The sequence below is a fragment of the Pseudomonas brassicacearum genome, from assembly GCF_000585995.1.
Classification (GTDB): domain Bacteria; phylum Pseudomonadota; class Gammaproteobacteria; order Pseudomonadales; family Pseudomonadaceae; genus Aquipseudomonas; species Aquipseudomonas brassicacearum_A.
In genome coordinates this window covers 1,013,200-1,036,225 of the sequence record NZ_CP007410.1, presented here as the reverse complement: position 1 = coordinate 1,036,225, position 23,026 = coordinate 1,013,200, and the positions used below count along the sequence as shown (strand labels likewise).

Genomic DNA, 23,026 nt, shown 5'->3' with positions numbered 1-23,026 from the left:
CTTCTACAAAAGCTGTCTAGGAACGCCAAGCGTCCCTGGCTGCATTCCCACGCAGAGCATGGGAACGATCAAGCCTTACGCAAAAAGCCGCTGATTACTCAGCGGCCTTGTCGGGTCTGTTATTGCTTGCCTTGCTTGTCGATCAGCGCGGCCAGGGCTTCGTATTCCTCTGGCAGCAAATCGGTCAGCGGCGTGCGCACAGGACCTGCGTCATAGCCAACGATCTTCGCGCCCGCCTTGACGATGCTCACGGCGTAACCGGCCTTGCGGTTGCGGATGTCCAGGTAAGGCAGGAAGAAGTCGTCGATGATCTTGCCGACGGTTTCGTGATCGTCGCGGGCAATGGCGTGGTAGAAATCCATCGCGGTTTTCGGGATGAAGTTGAACACCGCCGAGGAGTAGACCGGCACGCCCAGGGCCTTGTAGGCCGCGGCGTAGACTTCAGCGGTCGGCAAGCCGCCCAGGTAGCTGAAACGATCGCCGAGGCGACGACGGATCGACACCATCAGTTCGATGTCGCCCAGGCCATCCTTGTAGCCGATCAGGTTCGGGCAGCGCTCGGCCAGTTGTTCCAGCTGAGTGGCGTTCAGGCGGCAGACGTTGCGGTTGTACACCACCACGCCAATCTTCACCGACTTGCACACGGCTTCAACGTGGGCGGCAACACCGTCCTGGCTGGCTTCGGTCAGGTAGTGCGGCAGCAGCAGCAGACCCTTGGCGCCCAGGCGCTCGGCTTCTTGAGCGTATTCGATGGCCTGGCGGGTGGCGCCGCCAACACCGGCGAGGATTGGCACGCTGGTGGCGCAGGTATCGACAGCGGTCTTGATGACTTGCGAATACTCGCTGGCCGCCAGGGAGAAGAATTCACCGGTGCCGCCCGCCGCGAACAGTGCAGAGGCGCCATACGGGGCCAGCCACTCGAGGCGCTTGATGTAGCTGGCGCGATTGAAATCGCCTTGGGCAGTGAAATCGGTGACCGGGAACGACAGCAGGCCAGACGAGAGGATGGACTTCAGTTCTTGTGGATTCATTATTCGAACACCCTGGTACGCAAATGATGTGTATGAAAGGTTAAGCTTCGGCCAGAAGTTGTAGGTCATCGTACAACTTAAAATACACACGTCAACTGCATTTCGTCTTTTGTGCGGTGTGGGGGCATGGAGGGGTGGTCGCAAAGCCTTGTAAATCAGGCCACTTGGCGGATTGGGAAGCCATTGAAACTTGCGATCGAGTACCCCGGACCGCTCATCGCGACTGTCAACTCTGTCAGTAGGCGACGTTACGGGAAGGAGGCATAACGGCAGTGTGGCCGTGCGGCGCCGGCCGTGGTCCTTTTCCGAAATCTTTAAAGTGAGTCGCCCTTACGCAACGATCAGGGCCACCTCACAAGGAGTGACATCATGGTGAAGACGTATGCGAAACCGACGCTCAAGGATTTTCCGGCCACCGGGGAAGTCACGGTCAGCTTGTCAAAGACAAAGACGTTAACCGTGAAAATTCCGGATGCAGCTTTCCACCAGTACTCGAACGCCCAACTGACTGTGGGCGTCGGCTCGATGCCTCCCACTTCGGTAGGCGCGTTTACATCGCTGACCGAAGGCGAGGAAGGTACGCCACGCAAGGGTGTGACAGTGACGCTAACCAATGCCGACTTGACAGCTTACGTCGGCCAATTGGTCGAGCTTTGTTACGAGGTTAGTTACGAGAGCGGCAGGGACAGCGATATATCCGAGCCGCAAATGTTGCGGATCAGCGCGTAGGACGGCGTGCCTGCTATTTGGTAGACAGGCGCACCGATAGAAAACCGGACACCACTCCCATGTGGCGAGGGAGCTTGCTCCCGCTTGAGTGCGAAGCACTCACTCAAAAAACGGGGCCGCTTCGCAGCCCAGCGGGAGCAAGCTCCCTCGCCACAAAGCATCCTTGTCACTCTAGCAGCGAAGCCGCTTCAACCCTGCGCCTGCGCCTCTTCATGAGCCTGGCGCAGCCGCTCACGGCTGTTGGTCAAGTGCAGGCGCATGGCGGCACGGGCCGCATCGGAGTCCTGGCGGGCGATGGCTTCGTAGATTTCTTCGTGCTCGCGACTCAGGCGGTTCATGTAGTGCTGATGGTCATCATGGGCCAGGCGCGCCGAGTTCACCCGGGTGCGCGGGATGATGCTGGTGCCCAGGTGGGTCATGATGTCGGTGAAATAGCGGTTGCCGGTGGACAGGGCGATTTCCAGGTGGAAGGCGAAGTCCGAGGCCACCGCGTCGGTGGCATGGGCCGCGCTCTCGTTCAATGCGTCGAGGGCGGCGCGCATCGTGGCCAACTGCTCGGCGCTGCGGCGCTGTGCCGCCAGCCCGGCGGATTCCACTTCCAGGCTGATGCGCAATTCCAGGATCGCCAGCACGTCCCGCAACGTGACCACCGTGGCCGGGTCGATGCGAAAGCCGCTCGGGCTGGGCGGATCCAGCACGAAAGTGCCGATGCCGTGGCGGGTTTCCACCTGGCCGGCCGCCTGCAAGCGGGAAATCGCCTCGCGCACTACGGTGCGGCTGACGCCATGGGCTTCCATGATCGCCGACTCGGTGGGCAATTTATCGCCGCGCTTGAGCAGACCGTCGCGAATCTGCTCGGTCAGCACCGTCACCAGCTCCTGCGCCAGGCTGCGGCGCTTGCGGGGAAGGCGGGGTATGTCGATCGGAGTTTCCATGTGTCAGTGTCTCGGCAAGCGGCTGAATGGCATCATCATAGCGCAACGTGGTTGTACGATCACCGTGGATGCAGTGGCGAGTCGGGTGCTGAGACCGAGTCGCCTTCATCTCGAGCAAGCTCGCTCCCACATTGGATCGGTTGTAGACATGAACATCCGATTCACCACAAACCCTTGTGGAAGCGAGCTTGCTCGCGATGGCGGAGGGTCAGCCACATCAACACCAACTGATACATCGCTATCGCGAGCAAGCTCGCTCCCACAGGTTTTGAGTGTTTATGCTGTCACGGTGCGCTCCACCAGTTGGCCATTTTCGATACGTACATGTCGCGGGTGGAAACGTTTCAAACTGCTTCGGTGGCCAACGCTGACGATGCTCAGGCCCGGCAACTGGTCGATCAGCGCCTGATACAGCGTTGCCTCGTCTTCTTCATCCATCGCCGATGTGGCTTCATCCATGTACAACCATTGCGGTGCATAAAGCAACGCGCGGGCAAAGGCCAGGCGCTGTTGCTCGCCGGGCGAGAGCATGCGCTGCCAGTGGTTGCTTTCATCCAGCCGCGCGATCAGGTGCGGCAGGCGGCAGGTTTCCAGCACCTGTGCATAACGTTCGTTGGGGTAGACATCGCCGGGCTGTGGATAACTCAGCACTTCGCGCAGGCTGCCAATCGGCAGATAAGGTTTCTGCGGCAGGAACAGATAACGCGCGGCCGGCAGCCGGATCGCGCCGTGCCCCGCGGGCCACAAATGCCCCATCGCTCGAAACAGGGTTGATTTGCCACTGCCTGAACGACCGCTGAGCATCACCCGCTCGCCGGATTCAACAGTCATGTCGGCGCTGCTGAGCAAATGGCGCCCGTCGGCCAGGTCCAGCCCCAGGTTGTGCACCTCCAAGGCGTTGCCCTGGTTTTGCACATCGATGGCCGGCACGCGGCCTTCATTGTCGCTCATGGCCTGGCGGAAACTCAGCAGACGATCACAGGTGGCGCGCCACGCGGCGAGGTCGGAGTAGGCACTGATGAACCAGCTGAAGTTCTCCTGCACGTTGCCGAACGCCGAGTTGATCTGCATGAGCTCGCCCAGTTGGATCTTGCCAGCGAAGTAGCGCGGCGCAGCAACGATGAACGGGAAGATGATCGCGATCTGACCATAACCGGAGGTGAAGAACGTCAGGCGCTTGGACACCCGCATGATGTCCCAGAAGTTATGCCAGACCAGGCCGAACCGCCCGCTCAGGCGGCGGTTCTCATTAGGCTCGCCGTTGTACAGCGCAATACTCTCGGCGTTCTCACGCACCCGGACCATGGAAAAACGCAGGTCGGCTTCGAAGCGTTGCTGGTTGTTGTTCAGGCCGATCAGGCGGCGGCCGATCAGATGCGTCAGCCAACTGCCCACCGCCGCGTACACCAAGGCACACCAGAACATGTAGCCCGGGATGGTATAGCCGAACACTTCGATGCTGCCCGACACACCCCACAAGATGATCGAGAACGACACCAGGCTGACCACGGTGCGCAGCAGGCCCAGACCCAAGCTCAGGGTATTGGTGGTAAAGCTGTTGAGGTCTTCGGAAATCCGCTGGTCCGGGTTATCGGTGTAGCCGCCCTGCTCCAGCCGGTAATAATTCTTGTCACTGAGCCAGCGGGTAAAGTGCTGCTCCGTCAGCCAGGCCCGCCAGCGGATGGTGAGCATCTGAGTGAGGTACAAGCGGTACACCGCGCCCAGGATCGCCACCGCAGCGATGCCGCAGAAATACAGGATCAACTGCCAGAACGCCGCGCTGTCCTTCTCTTGCAGGGCGTTGTAGAAATCCTTGTACCAACTGTTGATCCACACCGAAATCGCCACGCTGAACAGCGACAGCGCGATGACGGCAATCAACAACGTCCAGGCCTTGCCCTTCTCCTCACTGCGCCAGTACGGCGTGGTCATTTGCCAGACACGGCGGAAAAACTGCCCGCTCACCGCGTCATTGACCGCGGAATATTCAGCGTTCTGATTCATGGTTAAGGCTCGATAAAGAAAAGAACTAGTGTCATGTTTCGCAAATACGTTTCTTTTTGATGAGTGGCTGTTGTCGTCAGGCAAGGCGCTGCGACGTGTCATAGCCCGCTATGGCGAGGAGCGGCAACGCAGCATGACGGCAACAGACGCCGTCAAAAAGGAACAGTATTTGTGATACATGACGCTGGGGCCGATCATAAAGCAACGGCCCGATGTGTCGCGAGGGTGGACAACACCTGTTCAGCACAGGTTCAGCGTCGCACGGGACGCTTCTGCAATTTGCGCTGCAAGGTCCGCCGGTGCATGCCCAGGGCGCGGGCGGTGGCGGAGATATTGCCTTCGTGCTCGGTCAGCACCCGCTGGATGTGTTCCCATTGCAGGCGGTCCACCGACATGGGGTTTTCCGGCACCAGGGTGTCGAGGTCGGCGTGCTCGGACAACAGCGCCGCCAGTACGTCATCGGCATCCGCCGGTTTGCACAGGTAATTACAGGCGCCGCGTTTAATGGCTTCGACCGCGGTGGCGATGCTCGAATAACCGGTGAGAATCACCACGCGCATTTCCGGGTCCAGCTCCAGCAGCTTGGGCAGCAGCACCAGGCCGGAATCGCCGTCCATTTTCAAATCCAGGGCGGCGTAGTCCGGCAGGTCAGCCTGGGCGATGGCCAGGCCTTCCTCGGCGGAACCGGCGGTGCTGACGCGAAAGCCGCGACGGGACATCGCCCGGGCCATGACGCGGGTAAACGTGGCGTCGTCATCTACCAGCAACAGGTGCGGCAGTTCTTCGCCGTCGACTTGGATCTCGTCACTCATGTTCGTTTCCTCGGTCGGCATGGGGCAGGCGCAGCTCGGTGAGCGTGCCGCCTTCCTCATGGGGGTAGAGTTTCACCGAGCCGCCGGCGCGTGTCACGCTGGCTTTGCTCAAAAACAGGCCCAGGCCGAAACCTTTGCCCTTGGTGGTATAGAACGGCTTGCCGATCTGCTCGGCAATCGCCAGCGGTACACCGGCGCCGTGGTCGCGAATACTGATGGTCAGCTCATAGGCGTTCCAGTCCAGCGCCACTTCCAGGCCTTCGGGGCAAGCGTCGGCGGCGTTGTTCAGAAGATTCAGCAATGCCTGGGTCAGGTCCGGCGGGGGCGCCATACGCGGCACCACGCCCTTGCCCAGGCACTGGAAGCGGTAACTGGCTTCCGGGCGCATCAGGTGCCAGCGGTTCAGCGCATCGTCGAGCCAGAAGGTGACCGCCTGCATGTCGATGTCCAGCCGGCGATTAGCCTCGGCCGCACGCACCAGGTACTGCAGGGTTTCCTTGCAGAGCTTGACCTGATCCTGCAACACGCTGAGATCGTCCTGCAGCGCCGGGTCGTGATGATCCTGGCGCATCTCCTTGAGCAGCACGCTCATGGTCGCCAAGGGCGTGCCCAATTCATGGGCGGCGCCGGCGGCCTGGGTTGCCACGGCCAGCAATTGCTCGTCCCGCAGGCCCTCTTCACGACGGATGGCCCGCAGTTCTTCCTGGCGGCGCAACTCCTCGGCCATGCGCGCGGCAAAAAACGTGATGACCGCCGCCGCCAGAGCAAAACTCAGCCACATGCCGTAGATCTGCAGGTTCTCACGGGCAATGGGAAAGGTTTCCAGTGGGTAGAACCGCGCCAGCAGCAAGGTGTACAGGGCCAGGGCGATGCCGGAAAGAATCAGCGAAAACCGCCACGGCAACGTCACCGCGGCGATGGTCAGCGGCACCAGGTAATAGGACACGAAAGGGTTGGTGGAGCCGCCGGAGAAATACAGCAGCGCGCTGTGGATAAACAGGTCGCAGGCCAGTTGCACGGCGTATTCGAGCTCGGTCACCGGCCACGAGGTGCGCAGGCGAACGGCCGTCAGCGCGCAGAGCACGCTGGAACAGACCAGCGTGATCGCCAGTTGCAGCCAGGGCAGCGGCAGCAGGTCGAACCAATAGGCGAGCCCCACCGAGCCGGCCTGGGCCGCCAGGACCAGAATGCGGATGAATGTCAGGCGCCAGAGGTTCTGGCGAGAGGCGGATGTCATTTGTAAAGGGGCGAGCATGGGCTCTCCTGATGAGCGCTCCAGGCGAATCGCACGGAGTATAACCAAGGCGCGGCTTGCAGCGGCAGCTATGCGGCAAAGCGCCACAGCTCTCAATGCTGCATATACCCCTTGTGGCGAGGGAGCTTGCTCCCGCTGGCCTGCGCAGCAGGCCCAACCCCGGCGCCGCGTGTGTCAGATGAATGGAGTCGCTGCTTTTAGGGCCGCTTCGCGCCCCAGCGGGAGCAAGCTCCCTCGCCACGGGGCTCTACATTGGCTTCAGGAATCTGTATAGAAGTTGTAACTGTGCGAACCCACCCATAAAAGCTAGAGTCTTATCGTTCACGCAGGCCCGGATATCACCCCTGCGCCTCATCCCAAGGAGCTTTCATGCACACGTTCAGTCGCCACGTCGCCCTGCTCGCCTTCAGCCTCGGCACCGTCGCCAGCCTGCCGGCCCTGGCCGCCGACGAGCTTCACTACAACCAGATTTCCCTGCGCGCCGAAGCCAGCCAGGAAGTGGCCCGCGACCTGATGATCGTCACCCTCTACACCGAAGAGCAAAACACCGACCCGGCCAAACTCGCCGCCGCGGTCAGCACCACGGTGAACAAAGCCATCGGCCAGGCCAAGGAGGTCAAGGACATCACCCTGCGCCAGGGCAGCCGTAACAGCTACCCGATCTACGACAACAAAGGCGGGAAAATCACCGGCTGGCGTGAGCGTGCTGAACTGCGCCTGGAAAGCGCGGACTTCGCCGCCCTGTCCAAACTCACCGGCGAGTTGCTCACCGATATGAAAATGGCCGGCATGGACTTCGCCATCTCCACCGCCACCCGCCAGGGCAGCGAAGACGCCCTGCTTAAAGACGCGGTCAACGCCTTCAAGGCCCGCGCCCAACTGGCCACCGAGGCCCTGGGCGGCAAGGGTTACAAAATCGTCAACCTGAACCTCAACACCAACGGTTATCCACAACCCTTCATGCGCCCGCAAATGATGATGAAAGGCGCTTCCATGGATGCTGAATCCGTGACGCCGGAAGTGGAAGCGGGTACCAGCAAGGTGACCATGACGGCGGATGGGGTGGTTGAGGTGTTGTTGCCGTAACCCGCCAGTTTCCCCCCTTCCGCCCCACTACAACCCTGTGGCGAGGGAGCTTGCTCCCGCTGGGCCGCGAAGCGGCCCCAACAGCAGCGACTCAATCTGCCTGACACACCGAGGTGTCAGGTTTGGGTCTGCTGCGCAGCCCAGCGGGAGCAAGCTCCCTCGCCACAGGACGGGGCCCGACCTTAAGTGGGCGGGCAGGCCGAGCTGGCCGGTGCCTCGATCTGATCCAACGCCTTATCCACCAGTAACTGGCACAACTCCACCAACTGATGAATCCCCAACGCCACGCTCCGGCGCGTGCCCTCCACTTCGAATGCCAGATCCTCGGCCATGGCTTTTATCGAGGCCAGGGTTTCGGAAGTGCTGGTGAGCAGCGTATCGGTGTCGGCTTTGGCGGTGACTGAGAACAGGCTGTCAATGCGTGGATCGGTGCTTGGCTCTGGTTTTTTTGGATTCAGGTAATGATCGAGGGCGCGTTCGGCGGCGGCGCGGTCTTTTAGGAGGTCTTCGATGGCGTCGAAATCCGCCAATGGATTTGTCCTGTTGAAATTCGGTTCAGTCTTTCCTTCGTTCATGCGAATGCTCCTGATGAAATTGGAGCCATCACTTGCCGTTATGGTCGTGAGGCTTACGACCTATTAATTTCGGGTTCCCACTCCCGGCCGCTGTTTCGCAGCGACACGCAATAGGCTAGAGAGCCCACTTCCGAGGGACAACCTTAAAAACTTGTCGGATGTTTCCTTCTGGAGAGCGGATCCTTCCGACGCACCTGAATGATTTATGCAGCCTTCCGCCCCACCACAAACCCCGTGGCGAGGGAGCTTGCTCCCGCTGGGCTGCACAGCAGCCCCAACCCAGGCACTGCGGTGTGTCAGATATATGGAGCCGCTGCTTTTGGGGCCGCTTCGCGCCCCAGCGGGAGCAAGCTCCCTCGCCACGGGTTTGGTGTTCGACGAAGCGTAGGCGTCGGCTGCAAGACCGCCTTCGCGAGCAAGCTCGCACAATTGGATCGGAGTACGACCGTGAGAGTCAGGTCGGCTATAAGGCCGCCTCGCGGTGGACGTTGATCTCGGCGCCCCGTTAACCACGCTGGCCGAACGCAGGCATTGCGCAGTGGGCATCCCGGCATGGATGCCGGGATAGCTGCGCTGGGCCATGGATGGCCCTTCGCAGCGGGCCCACGGAGCAATGCCGGAGTGAGGGCATGCCGAGCCTAGGCGAGGCACCGAGTGGTGGGGCAAAAGCGTTTTGCTTACTTTTGCGCTTCTCAAAAGTGAGCCGCTGTAAGAGCGGAACCCTAAGTGGCCGTTACCGCAGCAATAGATATGTACACGGTCAAAAAAACCTTGATCAACCGTAAGGCCGCCATCGCGAGCAAGCTCGCTCCCACAGTTTGATCGAAGTACACCCGGCAGAGAGGTCGGCCATCAGGCCGCCTCGTCGAAAAGCGCTATACCCAAACCCAACGGTCCCCCTCACTTTTCGATATTTCCAACACCCCCACCCGCAACGCTACTCTCCTGAAAACCTCACCACCCCCCAAGGGATTTCATGGACAGAACCACCTTCAAGCCCCTCCTGCTCACCCTGGCCCTGATCAGCGGCGCCCCACTGGCCCAAGCCGCCACCACCCTGGTCTACTGCTCCGAAGCCAGCCCCGCCGGATTCGACCCCAGCCAATACACCAGCGGCACCGACTTCGATGCCTCGGCCGAAACCGTCTTCAACCGCCTTACCCAATTCAAGCGCGGCGGCACCGAGGTCGAACCCGGGTTGGCCACGAACTGGAACGTATCCTCCGACGGCCTGGCCTACACCTTCCATCTGCGTGAAGGGGTGAAATTCCACACCACCGACTACTTCACCCCACCCCGCGATTTCAACGCCGACGACGTGCTGTTCACCTTCCAGCGCCTGCTCGACCCGCAACACCCGTTCCGCCAGGCCTACCCCACCGAGTCGCCGTATTTCACCGACATGGGCCTGAACACCACGATCAAAAGCGTCGAAAAAGTCGACGAACACACCGTGCGCTTCAACCTGAACAACGTCGATGCCGCCTTCGTGCAGAACCTGGCGATGAGTTTTGCGTCGGTACAGTCCGCCGAATACGCGGCGAAATTGTTGAAGGAAGGCAAGGCCGGCGACCTCAACCAGAAACCCATCGGTACCGGTCCGTTCGTGTTCAAGCGCTACCAGAAAGACTCGCAGATCCGTTACGCCGGCAACACGGCGTACTGGAAACCCGAGGACGTGAAACTCGACAACCTGATTTTTTCCATCACCCCGGACGCCGCCGTACGCCTGCAAAAGCTCAAGCGCGGGGAATGCCAGGTCAGCGGCTACCCGCGTCCGGCCGACATCGAATTGATCGAGCAGGACCCGAACCTGCAGGTGCTCAAGCAGCCCGGCTTCAATCTGGGTTTCCTCGCCTACAACGTCACGCACCCGCCCCTGGACCAGCTCAAGGTGCGCCAGGCGCTGGACATGGCCATCGATAAACCGGCGATCATCAAGGCCGTTTACCAAAGTGCCGGACAACTGGCGCAAAACGCCTTGCCACCGGCCCAGTGGTCGTTCGACCCGAGCATCCACGACGCCCCCCATGACGTGACCAAGGCCAAGGCGCTGCTGAAGGAGGCCGGAGTGGCGCCCGGTACAACCATCGATTTATGGGCAATGACAGTGCAGCGCGCCTCCAACCCCAATGCGCGGATGTCTGCGCAGATGATCCAGCAGGACTGGGCCAAGATCGGGATCAAGGCCAACATCGTCAGCTATGAATGGGGCGAGTACATCAAGCGCGCAAAAAATGGCGAGCACGACGCAATGATTTACGGCTGGACCGGCGACAACGGCGATCCGGACAACTGGCTGGGTGTGCTGTACAGCTGCGCGGCGGTCAAGGGCAGCAACTACGCCAAGTGGTGCGACCCGGCGTATGACCAGCTGATCCAGCAGGCCAAGGTCTCGACCGACCGCCAGCAGCGGATCGATTTGTATCGACCAGCGCAGAAGATCCTCAAGCAACAGGTGCCCATCACGCCCATCGCCAACTCCACGGTCTTCCAACCGATAAACAGGCAAGTGGTGGATTTCAAACTCAGCCCGTTCGGCCTTACACCCTTCTACGGCGTGGGTTTGAAGAGGTAGCACCCGCCCATTCCGGTGCGTCACGGCCCTCGCGACGCACCGGTAGGGCGCGCAATTTGCCCCGAAAAACCCCGCGCAAACGGTCAACTGCGTCAGAAGTTATACAGATGCGACATTAAGGTACGTTCGTGCCACTGAATCAGACTTGTGACCGCTCTGGATCTTGCATTGGGTATGGGGCCTGCATAAGTATCCGCAGGACGACTCACGAGGTCGCCCTCAAATCCAAAAATGACAACAAATCATGAGGCCAACATGCTTAAACAAGCGGTCATTCCGTTTTTAGTCGGCGCGAGCTTATTAGCCAGCGCATCTTTCGCCCAAGCCGCGACTAACCTGGTGTTCTGCTCCGAAGGGAGCCCGGCCGGTTTTGACCCTGGTCAGTACACCACCGGAACCGACTTCGACGCCTCTGCAGAAACCATATTCAACCGTCTGACCCAGTTTGAACGCGGCGGCACCGCTGTGATTCCTGGCCTGGCGACCAAGTGGGATATTTCCGAAGACGGCCTGACCTACACTTTCCACCTGCGTGAAGGCGTCAAGTTCCATACCACCCCGTACTTCAAGCCGACCCGCGAGTTCAACGCCGACGACGTGCTGTTCACCTTCAATCGCATGATTAACAAGGATGACCCGTTCCGTAAGGCGTATCCGACCGAATTCCCGTACTTCACCGACATGGGCATGGACACCAACATTGCCAAGATCGAGAAGCTCGACGGCAAGACCGTCAGGTTCACCCTCAACGCCGTAGACGCCGCGTTCATCCAGAACATGGCCATGCACTTCGCCTCCATCCAGTCCGCCGAGTACGCCGCCCAGTTGCTCAAGGAAGGCAAGCCTTCCGACATCAACCAGAAGCCGATCGGCACCGGCCCGTTCGTGTTCAAGAGCTACCAGAAAGACTCGAACATCCGCTTCACCGGCAACAAGGAATACTGGCTTCCGGAAGACGTGAAGATCGATAACCTGATCTTCGCCATCACCACCGACCCGTCGGTGCGTATCCAGAAGCTGAAAAAGAATGAATGCCAGGTCACGCTCTTCCCACGCCCGGCCGACCTCAAGGCGATCAAGGAAGACAAGAACCTGAAGATGCCGGACCAACCGGGCTTCAACCTGGGCTACATCGCCTACAACGTGATGGACAAAATCAAGGGCAGCGACCAGCCCAACCCGATGGCTCAGTTGAAAGTGCGCCAGGCACTGGACATGGCCGTCAACAAGCAGCAGATCATCGATTCGGTGTACCAGGGCGCCGGCCAGCTGGCCGTCAATGCCATGCCACCGACCCAGTGGTCCTACGACACCACCATCAAGGACGCGGCGTACAACCCGGAGAAAGCCAAGGAGCTGCTCAAGGAAGCCGGCATCAAGGAAGGCACCGAGATCACCCTGTGGGCGATGCCGGTCCAGCGTCCCTACAACCCGAACGCCAAGCTGATGGCCGAAATGCTGCAATCGGACTGGGCCAAGATCGGGATCAAGGCCAAGATCGTCACTTATGAGTGGGGCGAGTACATCAAGCGTTCCAAGGGTGGCGAAAACGGCGCCATGCTGATCGGCTGGAGCGGCGACAACGGTGACCCGGACAACTGGCTCAACGTGTTGTTTGGCTGCGACTCGCTGCAAGGCAACAACTTCTCGAAATGGTGCGACAAGAAGTTTGACGACATCGTCAAGCAAGCCAAGCGCACTTCGGACCAGTCCAAGCGCACCGAGCTGTACAAGCAGGCGCAACACATCCTCAAAGATGCTGTCCCGATGACACCCATCGCTCACTCGACGGTGTTCCAACCTATGCGCACCACCGTGCAGGACTTCAAGATCAGCCCCTTTGGCTTGAACTCCTTCTACGGCGTCAGCGTCAGCAACTAAGGTGACCCGTGGCGAGGGAGCTTGCTCCCGCTGGGCTGCATAGCAGCCCCTTTTGAGCGCGATGGCGTTGCGGTGTACCCGCAACGCCATCGCGAGCAGGGCTAGCTCCCACGGCATACCGTTGTTTTAGGCCAAGACCTAGGAAATCGCCTACATCCAAAAGCACTGCCTACCACAGCAGCTGGTTTAGGACCTATCGCCGTTTCCCATAAGTCTTTCAGGCATTACGCATTTACTGCCTGGCCCCCGGCTCATACCGTCGGGGCCTGGTCGGTTTGCTGGTCCTGCGGCATCGCTGCGCAATGGATTGAACTCAGTGCCCCGGACACGTCCCCGGAAGGACACCGGTTCACTGTTAAAACACCCCGAACGAGAGAGGGAGCGTCATGCGCCATACCTTGGTTTTATCCACATTGCTGGGCACCGGCCTGCTGGCCGCTGCGTCCATGGCCCAGGCCGCTGGCGGGCAGCCTGGTGTTCTGTTCCGAAGGCAGCCCGGCCGGTTTCGACACCGCGCAATACACCACGGCCACCGACAACGACGCCGCCGAACCGCTGTACAACCGCCTGGCCGAGTTTGAAAAGGGCGCGACCAATGTCGTCCCCGGCCTGGCCACAAGCTGGGATATTTCCGAAGACGGCTTGAAATACACCTTTCACCTGCGCGAAGGCGTGAAGTTTCATACGACCGATTACTTCACCCCGACCCGGGACTTCAATGCCGACGACGTGCTGTTCACCTTCAATCGCATGCTTGACCCGCAGCATCCGTTTCGCAAGGCCTACCCTACCGAGTTTCCGTACTTCAACGGCATGAGCCTGAACAAGAACATCGCCAAGGTGGAGGCGACCGGGCCGTTGACCGTGGTCATGACCCTCAACAGCGTGGACGCCGCATTCATCCAGAACATCGCCATGAGCTTTGCCGCGATCCTGTCGGCCGAATACGCCGACCAGTTGCTCAAGAACGGCAAGCCGAGCGACATCAACCAAAAACCGATCGGCACCGGGCCGTTCGAGTTCAAGAGCTACCAGAAAGACTCCAACATTCGCTACGTTGCCAACAAGCAGTACTGGGCGCCGGAACGGGTCAAGCTGGACAACCTGATTTTCTCCATCAACACCGACGCCTCGGTACGGGTGCAGAAACTCAAGGCCAATGAATGCCAGATCACCTTGCATCCGCGTCCAGCCGACGTGCCGGCCCTGAAGAACGATCCAAAGCTGCAACTGATCGAGAAGCCCGGTTTCAACCTCGGCTACATCGCCTACAACACCCGCCATAAACCCTTCGACCAGGTCGAAGTGCGCCAGGCGCTGGACATGGCGGTGAACAAGCAAAGCATCCTCAACGCCGTGTACCAGGGCGCGGGGCAACTGGCGGTCAACGCCATGCCACCGACCCAATGGTCCTACGACGACACCATCAAGGACGCGGCCTACAACCCGGAAAAAGCCAAGGAGTTGCTCAAGGCCGCCGGGGTCAAGGAAGGCACCGAAATCACCCTCTGGGCCATGCCCGTGCAACGCCCCTACAACCCCAATGCCAAGCTGATGGCCGAGATGCTCCAGGCCGACTGGGCGAAGATCGGCCTGAAGGTCAAGATCGTCAGCTACGAATGGGGCGAGTACATCAAGCGCACCAAGAACGGCGAACACGACGTCAGCCTGATCGGTTGGACCGGCGACAACGGTGACCCGGACAACTGGCTGGGCACGCTGTACAGCTGCGATGCCATTGGCGGCAACAACTACTCCATGTGGTGCGACCAGGATTACGACAAGCTGATCAAGCAAGCCAAGGTCGTCACCGATCGCGACCAGCGCACCGTGCTCTACAAACAGGCCCAGCAGTTGCTCAAGCAGCAAGTGCCGATCACCCCTGTTGCCCACTCGACGGTCAACCAGCCGCTGAGTGCCAAAGTCGAAGGGTTCAAAGTCAGCCCCTTCGGTCGCAACGTGTTCTCAGGCGTCAGTCTGAACCCATAACCGCTTAGCCGCACAGCGAGGGCTCCCTGGAGCCCTCACGCAGACGTCTTGCCGTAATTCGCCGATCAGGCTACATGCAAACGTTTGCGATCTGTGAATGAGTCGTAAAAACCGATAGCCGTATCACCAAAAAAGACCGGCATTTAAAAGAAAGAAAAGGAGCTTTACCCATGAAACTGAGCAGCACCGCGTTACTGGCCTTGGCCATCAGCAGCGTCACCGCCACGGCTTATGCAGAGTCGCAAAGCCAGGCAGTCACTCCGGTGACCCTCAAGACCACCAGCGAGCAAAGCGAAGCCAAAGGTTTTATCGAAGGTCAATCGGTAACCGGTTCGACCCGTAACTGGTACGCCAACGAGCAATTCAAGCGTGGTGCGAAACTCACCTACCGCAAGAATGGCGAAGCACGTGAGACCGATCGCCGTATCAACTGGCTGCAAGGCACCATCATCAAGTACAACTCGGGCTTCACCGAAGGCACCGTGGGCTTCAGCACCGAACTGGCCGCCTACAACGCCATCGCCCTGGATCAGGATCGCAAGGACCTGGCGTCCAACAATGGCGGCGCACCGACCACCCGTCCTGGCGCCGGTAACAACCGTACCCTGACCCGCGAAGGCGGCGACGCCGTTGGCCAGTGGAGCAAACTGGGCCTGGCAAACGTCAAGGCCCGCGTTTCGAACACCACCCTGACCGCCGGCCGCCAGAACTTCAGCAGCCCGATGGTCGACGTCATCGGCAACCGTGCCCTGCCCTCCAGCTTCCAGGGTGTGAGCCTGCACAGCGAAGAATTCGAAAACCTGGCGTTTGATATCGCCACCTTCGACCGCAACTCGCCGCGTACCGAAGAGAGCCAGCGCAAGTTCCGTTCCGAATACGGCGACAGCAGCGTTGAAACCGATCACGTCAACACCGCCGGTATCACTTACCAGCCTCTGGCCAGCCTGAAGACCAGTCTCTGGGCGACCCAGGCCGAAGACCTGTGGAACCAGTACTACTTCGGCGCCACCCATGAGCTGGGCGACAGCTCGGTGCTGAGCCTGACCACCGGCCTGAACTACTACAAGACCGTGGACTCGGGCAAAAGCAAGCTGGGCGAGATCGACAACGACACCTACTCCCTGTCGTTCGGCCTGACACACCAGGCCCACAGCCTGACGTTCTCGTATCAGGAAGTGAACGGTAACGAGTACTTCGACTACCTGCACGAAACCAACGGCATCTACCTGGCCAACTCCCTGCTGTCGGACTTCAACGGCCCGAACGAGAAATCCTTCCAGATCGCCTATGGTTTGAACATGGCCGAGTACGGCGTGCCTGGCTTGAAGTTCAATATCTATCAGGCACGTGGCTGGGGCATCGACGGTACGCACTACAACAGCACCGGTTATAGCGATGTGAGAGCCATGGACGGTGAACACCATTACGAATACGGCATCGGCGCATCCTATGCGGTACAGAGCGGCCCACTGAAAGCCACCGCGATCCGTGCGACCTACACCGCACACCGCGCCAGCGAAAACCAGGCCGACGGCAGCCTCAACGAGTTCCGCCTGGTCACCACCATCCCGTTCAACATTCTCTAAACTGCCACCGGGCGGTCGACTCACAAGGTTGACCGTCCGGTCTTTTGCCATTTACCCGATTGCAGAGGATTGACGATGAACATGATCCCCCTACGCGCCGCCATCGCCGCTGCGCTGCTGAGTGTCGCCGTTGGCGCCACGGCCAAACCCCTGGTGGTTTGTACAGAAGCCAGCCCGGAAGGCTTCGACATGGTCCAGTACACGACTGCAGTCACCGCCGACGCCGTGGCGGAAACCATTTTCAACCGCCTGGCCGACTTCAAGCCCGGCACCACCGAAGTGATTCCGGCCCTGGCCGAATCCTGGGACATCAGTGACGATGGCCTGACGTACACSTWCCACCTTGCGCAAGGGCGTCAAGTTCCACACCACCGAATACTTCAAGCCAACCCGCGACATGAACGCCGACGATGTGGTCTGGAGCTTCCAGCGCCAGCTGGACCCGAATCACCCCTGGCACAAACTGTCGAGCGTGGGCTTCCCCTACTTTGAAAGCATGGGCTTCAAAGAGCTGCTCAAAAGCGTCGAGAAAGTCGACGAGCACACGGTCAAGTTCAGCCTGACCCGCCGCGAAGCGCCTTTCCTGGCCGACATCGCCATGGCCTTCTCGTCGATCTACCCGGCCGAATACGCCGACCAGTTGCTCAAGGCTGGCAAGGCCGGCGACCTCAACAGCAAGCCGGTCGGCACCGGGCCGTTCGTCTTCCAGCGCTACAACAAGGACGCCCAGGTGCGCTTCAAGGCCAACCCGGACTACTTCCGTGGCAAGCCACCGGCCGATGCCCTGGTGCTGGCCATCGCCACCGACAACAACGTGCGCATGCAAAAGCTCAAGACCAACGAGTGCCAGATCGCGCTGTACCCCAAAACCCGACGACATTCCGAGCATCAAGAAGGACCCCAACCTGAAGGTCGCTGAACTGGATGCGATGACCGTCTCCTACACGGCCCTGAACACCAGCCACAAATACATGAGCGACGTGCGGGTGCGCAAAGCCATCGACCTGGCCTTCGACAAGGAAGCCTATGTCAACGCGCTGTTCGGCAAGGGCAACGCCACCGTGGCGGTCAACCCGTACCCGCCGACACTGCTGGGCTTCAACCACGACCTGAAGAACCCGCCCCGCAACCTCGACAAGGCCCGCGAGCTGCTCAAGGAAGCCGGCGTACCGGAAGGCACCGTGTTCACCCTGTTCACCCGCAACGGCGGCGTCCGACCAACCCCAACCCGATGCTCGGTGCGCAGATGATGCAGGCGGACCTGGCGAAGGTCGGGATCAAGGTCGACATCCGCGTGATGGAATGGGGCGAAATGCTCAAGCGCGCGAAAAACGGCGAGCACGACATGGTCTCCGCCGGATGGGCGGGCGATAACGGCGACCCGGATAACTTCCTGACGCCTATGCTCAGTTGCGAGGCGGCCAAGAACGGCGAAAACTACGCGCGCTGGTGCAATGAGAAATTCCAGGCGCTGATCGACCAGGCCCGCGCCACAGTGAACCCCGAGGAGCGTATCAAGCTCTATGAGCAAGCCCAGGTGATTTTCAACCAGGACCAACCGTGGATCAGCATGCCCACACCCGCATGTTCACGGCAATGCGCAAGAACGTAGAGGGCTATGTGATTAGCCCGCTCACCACCAACAACTTCGCCACCACCCAGGTGAAGTAGATAAGAAAACGCCCGGTGGCCCTTACCCAAGGGCTGCCGGCACGCCTAACCGGCTGATGAGGTACACCTGAAGATGTTTAGTTTTATTGCCCGCCGACTGGGATTATTCCCTACGTTCTTCGGCATCACCTTGCTGACCTTCGCGTTGATTCGCATGATCCCCGGTGACCCCGTGGAAGTGATGCGAACGTCGGGTCGATCCCGAAATGCATGCTCAGGCAATGGAACGCCTTGCCTCAACAAACCGCTGTATGCCCAGTACCTGGACTACATCGGCAAGCTGGCCCACGGCGATCTCGGCGAATCGCTGCGTACCCGTGAAAGCGTATGGAGCGAGTTCAGCTCCCTGTTTCCCGCGACCCTGGAACTGTCCATGGCCGCCCTGTTGTTCGCCGGTATCCTGGGCCTCCTGGCCGGGGTGATCGCGGCACTCAAGCGAGGATCCCTGTTCGACCATGGGGTGATGGGCATCTCCCTGGCGGGGTATTCGATGCCGATCTTCTGGTGGGGCCTGATCCTGATCATGTTCTTCTCGGTGTCCCTGGGCTGGACGCCGGTGTCCGGGCGAATCGACCTGCTGTACGACATCGAGCCGCGGACCGGCTTCATGCTGATCGACACCCTGCTGGCCGATGAGCCGGGCGCTTTCCTCGATGCCTTGCACCATCCTGCCGGCCATCGTGCTGGGCACCATTCCGCTGGCGGTGATCGCCCGCATGACCCGTTCTTCGATGCTGGAAGTGCTGCGCGAAGACTACATTCGCACCGCGCCAAAGGCCTGTCGCCGTCGCGCGTGGTGTTCGTGCATGGCCTGCGCAACGCGCTGATTCCGGTGCTGACCGTGGTCGGCCTGCAAGTCGGCACCCTGCTGGCTGGCGCGGTCCTGACCGAAACGATCTTCTCCTGGCCGGGCATCGGCAAGTGGCTGATCGAAGCCATCGGCGCCCGGACTATCCCGTGGTGCAGAACGGCATCCTGTTAATCGCCTGCCTGGTGATTCTGGTCAACTTCGTCGTGGACATCCTCTACGGCTTTGCCAACCCACGCATCCGTCACCAGCGCTGAGATCAAATCAATGAGTACTCCAACTACCTCGGTAGCAGTCGATCAAAGCCTGCTGTACCCGTCCCCGTACAAAGAATTCTGGCACGCGTTTTCCCGCAACAAAGGCGCCGTGGCCGGGCTGCTGTTCATGATTCTGGTGGTGTTCTGCGCGCTCTTCGCGCCGTGGGTCGCGCCCCACGACCCGAGCGAGCAGTACCGCGACTTCCTGCTGACGCCGCCGGCCTGGCTCGAAGGCGGGCAGATCCAGTTCCTGCTGGGCACTGATGAGCTGGGCCGCGATCTGCTCTCGCGCCTGATCCAGGGTTCACGCCTGTCGCTGCTGATCGGCTTGTCGTCGGTGGTGATGTCGCTGATCCCGGGCATCCTGCTGGGGCTGTTCGCCGGGTTCTTCCCGCGCCTGCTCGGCCCGACCATCATGCGCTTGATGGACATCATGCTGGCCCTGCCTTCGCTGCTGCTGGCCGTGGCGATCGTCGCCATCCTCGGCCCTGGCCTGATCAACACCGTGATCGCCATCGCTATCGTCTCGCTACCGTCCTACGTGCGCCTGACCCGCGCCGCCGTGATGGGCGAGCTGAACCGTGACTACGTGACCGCCGCGCGCCTGGCCGGTGCCGGCCTGCCACGCCTGATGTTCATCACCGTGCTGCCCAACTGCATGGCGCCGCTGATCGTGCAGGCGACCTTGAGCTTTTCCTCGGCGATCCTCGACGCCGCCGCCCTGGGCTTCCTCGGCCTCGGCGTACAGCCGCCGACCCCGGAGTGGGGCACCATGCTGGCCTCGGCCCGCGACTACATCGAACGCGCCTGGTGGGTGGTGAGCCTGCCCGGCTTGACCATTTTGCTCAGCGTGCTGGCAATCAACCTGATGGGCGACGGTCTGCGCGATGCGCTGGACCCGAAACTCAAGAACGCCGCCTGAGGAGATTCCCATGTCACTGCTAGAAATCAAGAATCTCAACGTTCGCTTCGGCGACGCCACCGCCGTTCCGGTGGTCGACGGTCTGGACCTGACCGTGGAAAAAGGCGAAGTGCTGGCCATCGTTGGCGAATCGGGCTCGGGTAAATCCGTGACCATGATGGCGCTGATGGGCCTGATCGAGCACCCCGGCATCGTCACCGCCGACGCGCTGAACTTCGACGGCAAGAACATGCTCAAGCTGAGCAACCGTCAGCGCCGGCAGATCGTCGGCAAGGACCTGGCGATGGTGTTCCAGGACCCGATGACCGCGCTCAACCCCAGCTACACCGTGGGTTTCCAGATCGAAGAAGTGCTGCGCCTGCACCTGAAGATGTCCGGCAAGTCCGCCCGCAAGCGCGCCATCGAACTGCTGGAAAAAGTCGAGATCCCTGGCGCCGCCAGCCGCATGGACGCCTACCCTCACCAGTTGTCCGGTGGTATGAGCCAGCGGGTGGCAATTGCCATGGCCATTGCCGGCGAGCCGAAACTGTTGATCGCCGACGAACCGACCACCGCCCTGGACGTGACCATCCAGGCCCAGATCATGGACCTGCTGCTGGCCCTGCAAAAAGAGCAGAACATGGGCCTGGTGCTGATCACCCACGACCTGGCCGTGGTGGCGGAAACCGCCCAGCGCGTGTGCGTAATGTACGCCGGCCAAGCGGTAGAAGTCGGCAAGGTGCCTGAGCTGTTCGACATCCCCGCCCACCCGTACAGCGAAGCGCTGCTGGCGGCGATTCCGGAGCACAGCATGGGCGCCGAGCGCCTGGCGACGCTGCCGGGCATCGTGCCCGGTCGCTACGACCGTCCGCAAGGTTGCCTGCTGTCGCCGCGCTGCCCGTACGTGCAGGACAACTGCCGCCAGCAACGCCCCGCCCTTGACCCGAAAACCGCCAGCCTCGCCCGCTGCTTCTACCCGTTGAACCAGGAGGTGGCGTGATGGCCGTCGTACTTACCGCCCGTGACCTGACCCGTCATTACGAAGTGTCCCGTGGCATGTTCAAGGGCCATGCGAACGTGCGCGCGCTCAATGGCGTGTCGTTCGAACTGGAAGCCGGCAAGACCCTGGCCGTGGTGGGTGAATCCGGCTGCGGCAAATCCACCCTCGCCCGGGCCCTGACACTGATCGAAGAACCGTCCTCCGGCTCCTTGAAAATCGCCGGCCAGGAAGTGACCGGCGCCAACAAGGCCGAACGCAAGCAACTGCGCAAAGACGTGCAGATGGTGTTCCAGAGCCCCTATGCGTCCCTCAACCCACGGCAGAAAATCGGTGATCAGCTGGCCGAGCCGTTGCTGATCAACACCAACCTGTCGGCCACAGAGCGGCGGGAAAAAGTCCAGGCGATGATGAAGCAGGTGGGCTTGCGCCCCGAGCATTACCAGCGCTACCCACACATGTTCTCCGGCGGCCAGCGCCAGCGCATCGCCCTGGCCCGTGCCATGATGCTGCAACCCAAGGTGCTGGTGGCGGACGAACCGACGTCGGCGCTGGACGTGTCGATCCAGGCCCAGGTGCTCAACCTGTTCATGGATTTGCAGCAGGAATTCAACACCGCCTACGTGTTCATTTCCCACAACCTGGCGGTGGTGCAACACGTGGCCGACGACGTGATGGTGATGTACCTTGGTCGTCCGGTGGAAATGGGCCCCAACGAGTCCATCTACAGCCGCCCGCTGCACCCGTACACCCAGGCGCTGCTGTCGGCCACGCCGACCATCCACCCGGACCCGAACAAGCCGAAGATCAAGATCGTCGGCGAACTGCCCAACCCGCTCAACCCACCGTCCGGCTGCGCCTTCCACAAGCGCTGCCCGTACGCCACCGAGCGCTGCACAACGGAAGAACCGGCCCTGCGGTTGCTGGATAACCGCCAGGTGGCGTGTCACTACGCCGAGCGGTTCCTCGACGGCGCGGCATAAGGCAAAAGGCGAATAGAGCACTTGTGGCGAGGGAGCTTGCTCCCGCTGGGCCGCGAAGCGGACCCTCTTTTTTGGGCCTGCTGCGCAGTCCAGCGGGAGCAAGCTCCCTCGCCACAGATATAGCTCTCACCGCAGGTAAGGCACCCCGCGAAAATGACTGACTATTTCAAACTAAGATTTCCTTTTTCATCCAGAACCTTTTTATTACTCTCCTGAATCCCTACGAAATTACCGCGCGCCTCAACCTTCTTTAATTCCGAGTCCTTGGTCATCTCTAAGCCAGAGGTGCGTATTTCAACTTTTTCGTTTTCCGCATCGAATATTTCAAAATTAATAACTCCAGACGTTCCGTTATATATTTTCTTGTCGGGGTCCCTGTAATACGCCGCAGCTGTCCCTACACCCCCATACTGTTCAATAGCAAAACTTTGCCCTTGTTTAATATCCAGTGTGCGAACAAAAAAATGTAGCCACTCTCCTTTGGCATTACTACCTTCAAACGTATATCCCTTATCGGCCAAATTTCGTTGGGCCGAAACATTGGTAGTAGAAAATCCAGACGGTGAAGTCCCCGTCGCCCGCAGCTCTCCTGTAGTAACTTTAGTACTCATCATGCGTCTCCTTGTCCGTTATTAAAACCGCCATTACGAATACATTTATAGGGGGATGCAGGAACGCTCGTCCACTGTCAGTTCTGACAGGTGAAGAGACTTTATTGCGATAAGCAAATCGCTCCGCTTCAAAAAAAAGCATAATTAAATGCGGGAGGACGACATCCGATATTCTTTATTATCCTGATAGTTTTCAGCGCTGGACTTCCCCCTAAAAAATCAGGTTGTTTAGTTCGGGGACAGGGTGAATATCATCCAGAAATGTTGTGTGCCATAAGGGAGATGCCTACACCGATCTTGAGTCATGGTTGATGCGTCAAGGTATTGAAGTGTCCCG

Annotated in this window: 15 protein-coding genes and 3 pseudogenes; 11 read left to right on the top strand and 7 right to left on the bottom strand. The window is 60.2% G+C overall.

All coding sequences use genetic code 11. The features are described from left to right. Nucleotides 1-119: 119 nt before the first annotated feature. Nucleotides 120-1,031, bottom strand: a complete 912-nt coding sequence (kdgD, locus tag CD58_RS04285) for a 5-dehydro-4-deoxyglucarate dehydratase (RefSeq protein WP_025211830.1) — start codon at nucleotides 1,029-1,031, stop codon at nucleotides 120-122. Between the two features lie 369 nt (nucleotides 1,032-1,400). Here kdgD and CD58_RS04280 point away from each other — a divergent pair, with 369 nt between their 5' ends. Beyond that, nucleotides 1,401-1,760, top strand: coding sequence for a hypothetical protein (locus CD58_RS04280; RefSeq protein WP_025211829.1), 360 nt, complete (start codon nucleotides 1,401-1,403; stop codon nucleotides 1,758-1,760). 188 nt (nucleotides 1,761-1,948) lie between these two features. On the opposite strand, the gene CD58_RS04275 is transcribed toward CD58_RS04280, so the two are convergent. The 4 genes from CD58_RS04275 to CD58_RS04260 form a co-directional block, all read right to left on the bottom strand. Further along, nucleotides 1,949-2,695: a FadR/GntR family transcriptional regulator gene (locus tag CD58_RS04275; RefSeq protein WP_025211828.1), complete on the bottom strand. Its 747-nt coding sequence runs from the start codon at nucleotides 2,693-2,695 to the stop codon at nucleotides 1,949-1,951. 276 nt (nucleotides 2,696-2,971) lie between these two features. Then, nucleotides 2,972-4,699 (bottom strand): ABC transporter ATP-binding protein/permease, encoded by a 1,728-nt coding sequence (locus CD58_RS04270; RefSeq protein ID WP_025211827.1) that lies wholly within the window; start codon nucleotides 4,697-4,699, stop codon nucleotides 2,972-2,974. A 251-nt stretch (nucleotides 4,700-4,950) separates the two neighbouring features. Beyond that, nucleotides 4,951-5,511: a response regulator transcription factor gene (locus CD58_RS04265; RefSeq protein WP_025211826.1), complete on the bottom strand. Its 561-nt coding sequence runs from the start codon at nucleotides 5,509-5,511 to the stop codon at nucleotides 4,951-4,953. Beyond that, nucleotides 5,504-6,766 carry an ATP-binding protein gene (locus CD58_RS04260; protein WP_025211825.1) on the bottom strand — a complete coding sequence of 421 codons (1,263 nt, stop codon included), beginning with the start codon at nucleotides 6,764-6,766 and terminating at the stop codon, nucleotides 5,504-5,506. The genes CD58_RS04265 and CD58_RS04260 overlap by 8 nt, the downstream gene beginning before the upstream one ends. Nucleotides 6,767-7,135: 369 nt before the next feature. Here CD58_RS04260 and CD58_RS04255 point away from each other — a divergent pair, with 369 nt between their 5' ends. Further along, nucleotides 7,136-7,852, top strand: coding sequence for an SIMPL domain-containing protein (locus CD58_RS04255; protein WP_025211824.1), 717 nt, complete (start codon nucleotides 7,136-7,138; stop codon nucleotides 7,850-7,852). Between the two features lie 182 nt (nucleotides 7,853-8,034). Here the strand turns inward: CD58_RS04255 and CD58_RS04250 are convergent, their stop codons facing one another. Beyond that, the gene (locus tag CD58_RS04250; RefSeq protein ID WP_025211823.1) at nucleotides 8,035-8,427 is read right to left on the bottom strand and encodes a DUF6124 family protein; all 393 of its coding nucleotides are present in this window, start codon (nucleotides 8,425-8,427) and stop codon (nucleotides 8,035-8,037) included. Between the two features lie 976 nt (nucleotides 8,428-9,403). Here CD58_RS04250 and CD58_RS04245 point away from each other — a divergent pair. From CD58_RS04245 to CD58_RS04205, 9 genes and pseudogenes are all read left to right on the top strand, one after another. After that, nucleotides 9,404-11,005 (top strand): ABC transporter substrate-binding protein, encoded by a 1,602-nt coding sequence (locus CD58_RS04245; RefSeq protein ID WP_025211822.1) that lies wholly within the window; start codon nucleotides 9,404-9,406, stop codon nucleotides 11,003-11,005. Between the two features lie 255 nt (nucleotides 11,006-11,260). After that, nucleotides 11,261-12,886: an ABC transporter substrate-binding protein gene (locus CD58_RS04240; protein ID WP_025211821.1), complete on the top strand. Its 1,626-nt coding sequence runs from the start codon at nucleotides 11,261-11,263 to the stop codon at nucleotides 12,884-12,886. A 386-nt stretch (nucleotides 12,887-13,272) separates the two neighbouring features. Further along, nucleotides 13,273-14,875, top strand: a pseudogene (locus CD58_RS04235) (ABC transporter substrate-binding protein). 170 nt (nucleotides 14,876-15,045) lie between these two features. After that, nucleotides 15,046-16,461, top strand: coding sequence for an OprD family porin (locus tag CD58_RS04230; protein ID WP_025211820.1), 1,416 nt, complete (start codon nucleotides 15,046-15,048; stop codon nucleotides 16,459-16,461). 75 nt (nucleotides 16,462-16,536) lie between these two features. Then, nucleotides 16,537-18,132 (top strand): annotated as a pseudogene (locus tag CD58_RS04225) (ABC transporter substrate-binding protein). A 73-nt stretch (nucleotides 18,133-18,205) separates the two neighbouring features. Next, nucleotides 18,206-19,197, top strand: a pseudogene (locus CD58_RS04220) (ABC transporter permease subunit). 10 nt (nucleotides 19,198-19,207) lie between these two features. Beyond that, a complete protein-coding gene (locus CD58_RS04215; protein WP_025211819.1) occupies nucleotides 19,208-20,119 on the top strand; it encodes an ABC transporter permease subunit in 912 nt (303 codons plus the stop codon). Nucleotides 20,120-20,129: 10 nt separating this feature from the next. Beyond that, nucleotides 20,130-21,098, top strand: a complete 969-nt coding sequence (locus tag CD58_RS04210) for an ABC transporter ATP-binding protein (RefSeq protein WP_025211818.1) — start codon at nucleotides 20,130-20,132, stop codon at nucleotides 21,096-21,098. Then, a complete protein-coding gene (locus CD58_RS04205) occupies nucleotides 21,098-22,078 on the top strand; it encodes a peptide ABC transporter ATP-binding protein (RefSeq protein WP_025211817.1) in 981 nt (326 codons plus the stop codon). Before CD58_RS04210 ends, CD58_RS04205 begins: the two co-directional genes overlap by 1 nt. A 161-nt stretch (nucleotides 22,079-22,239) precedes the next feature. Here CD58_RS04205 and CD58_RS04200 read toward each other — a convergent pair whose 3' ends face one another. Continuing rightward, nucleotides 22,240-22,689, bottom strand: coding sequence for a hypothetical protein (locus CD58_RS04200; protein ID WP_025211816.1), 450 nt, complete (start codon nucleotides 22,687-22,689; stop codon nucleotides 22,240-22,242). Between the last annotated feature and the right edge of the window lie 337 nt (nucleotides 22,690-23,026).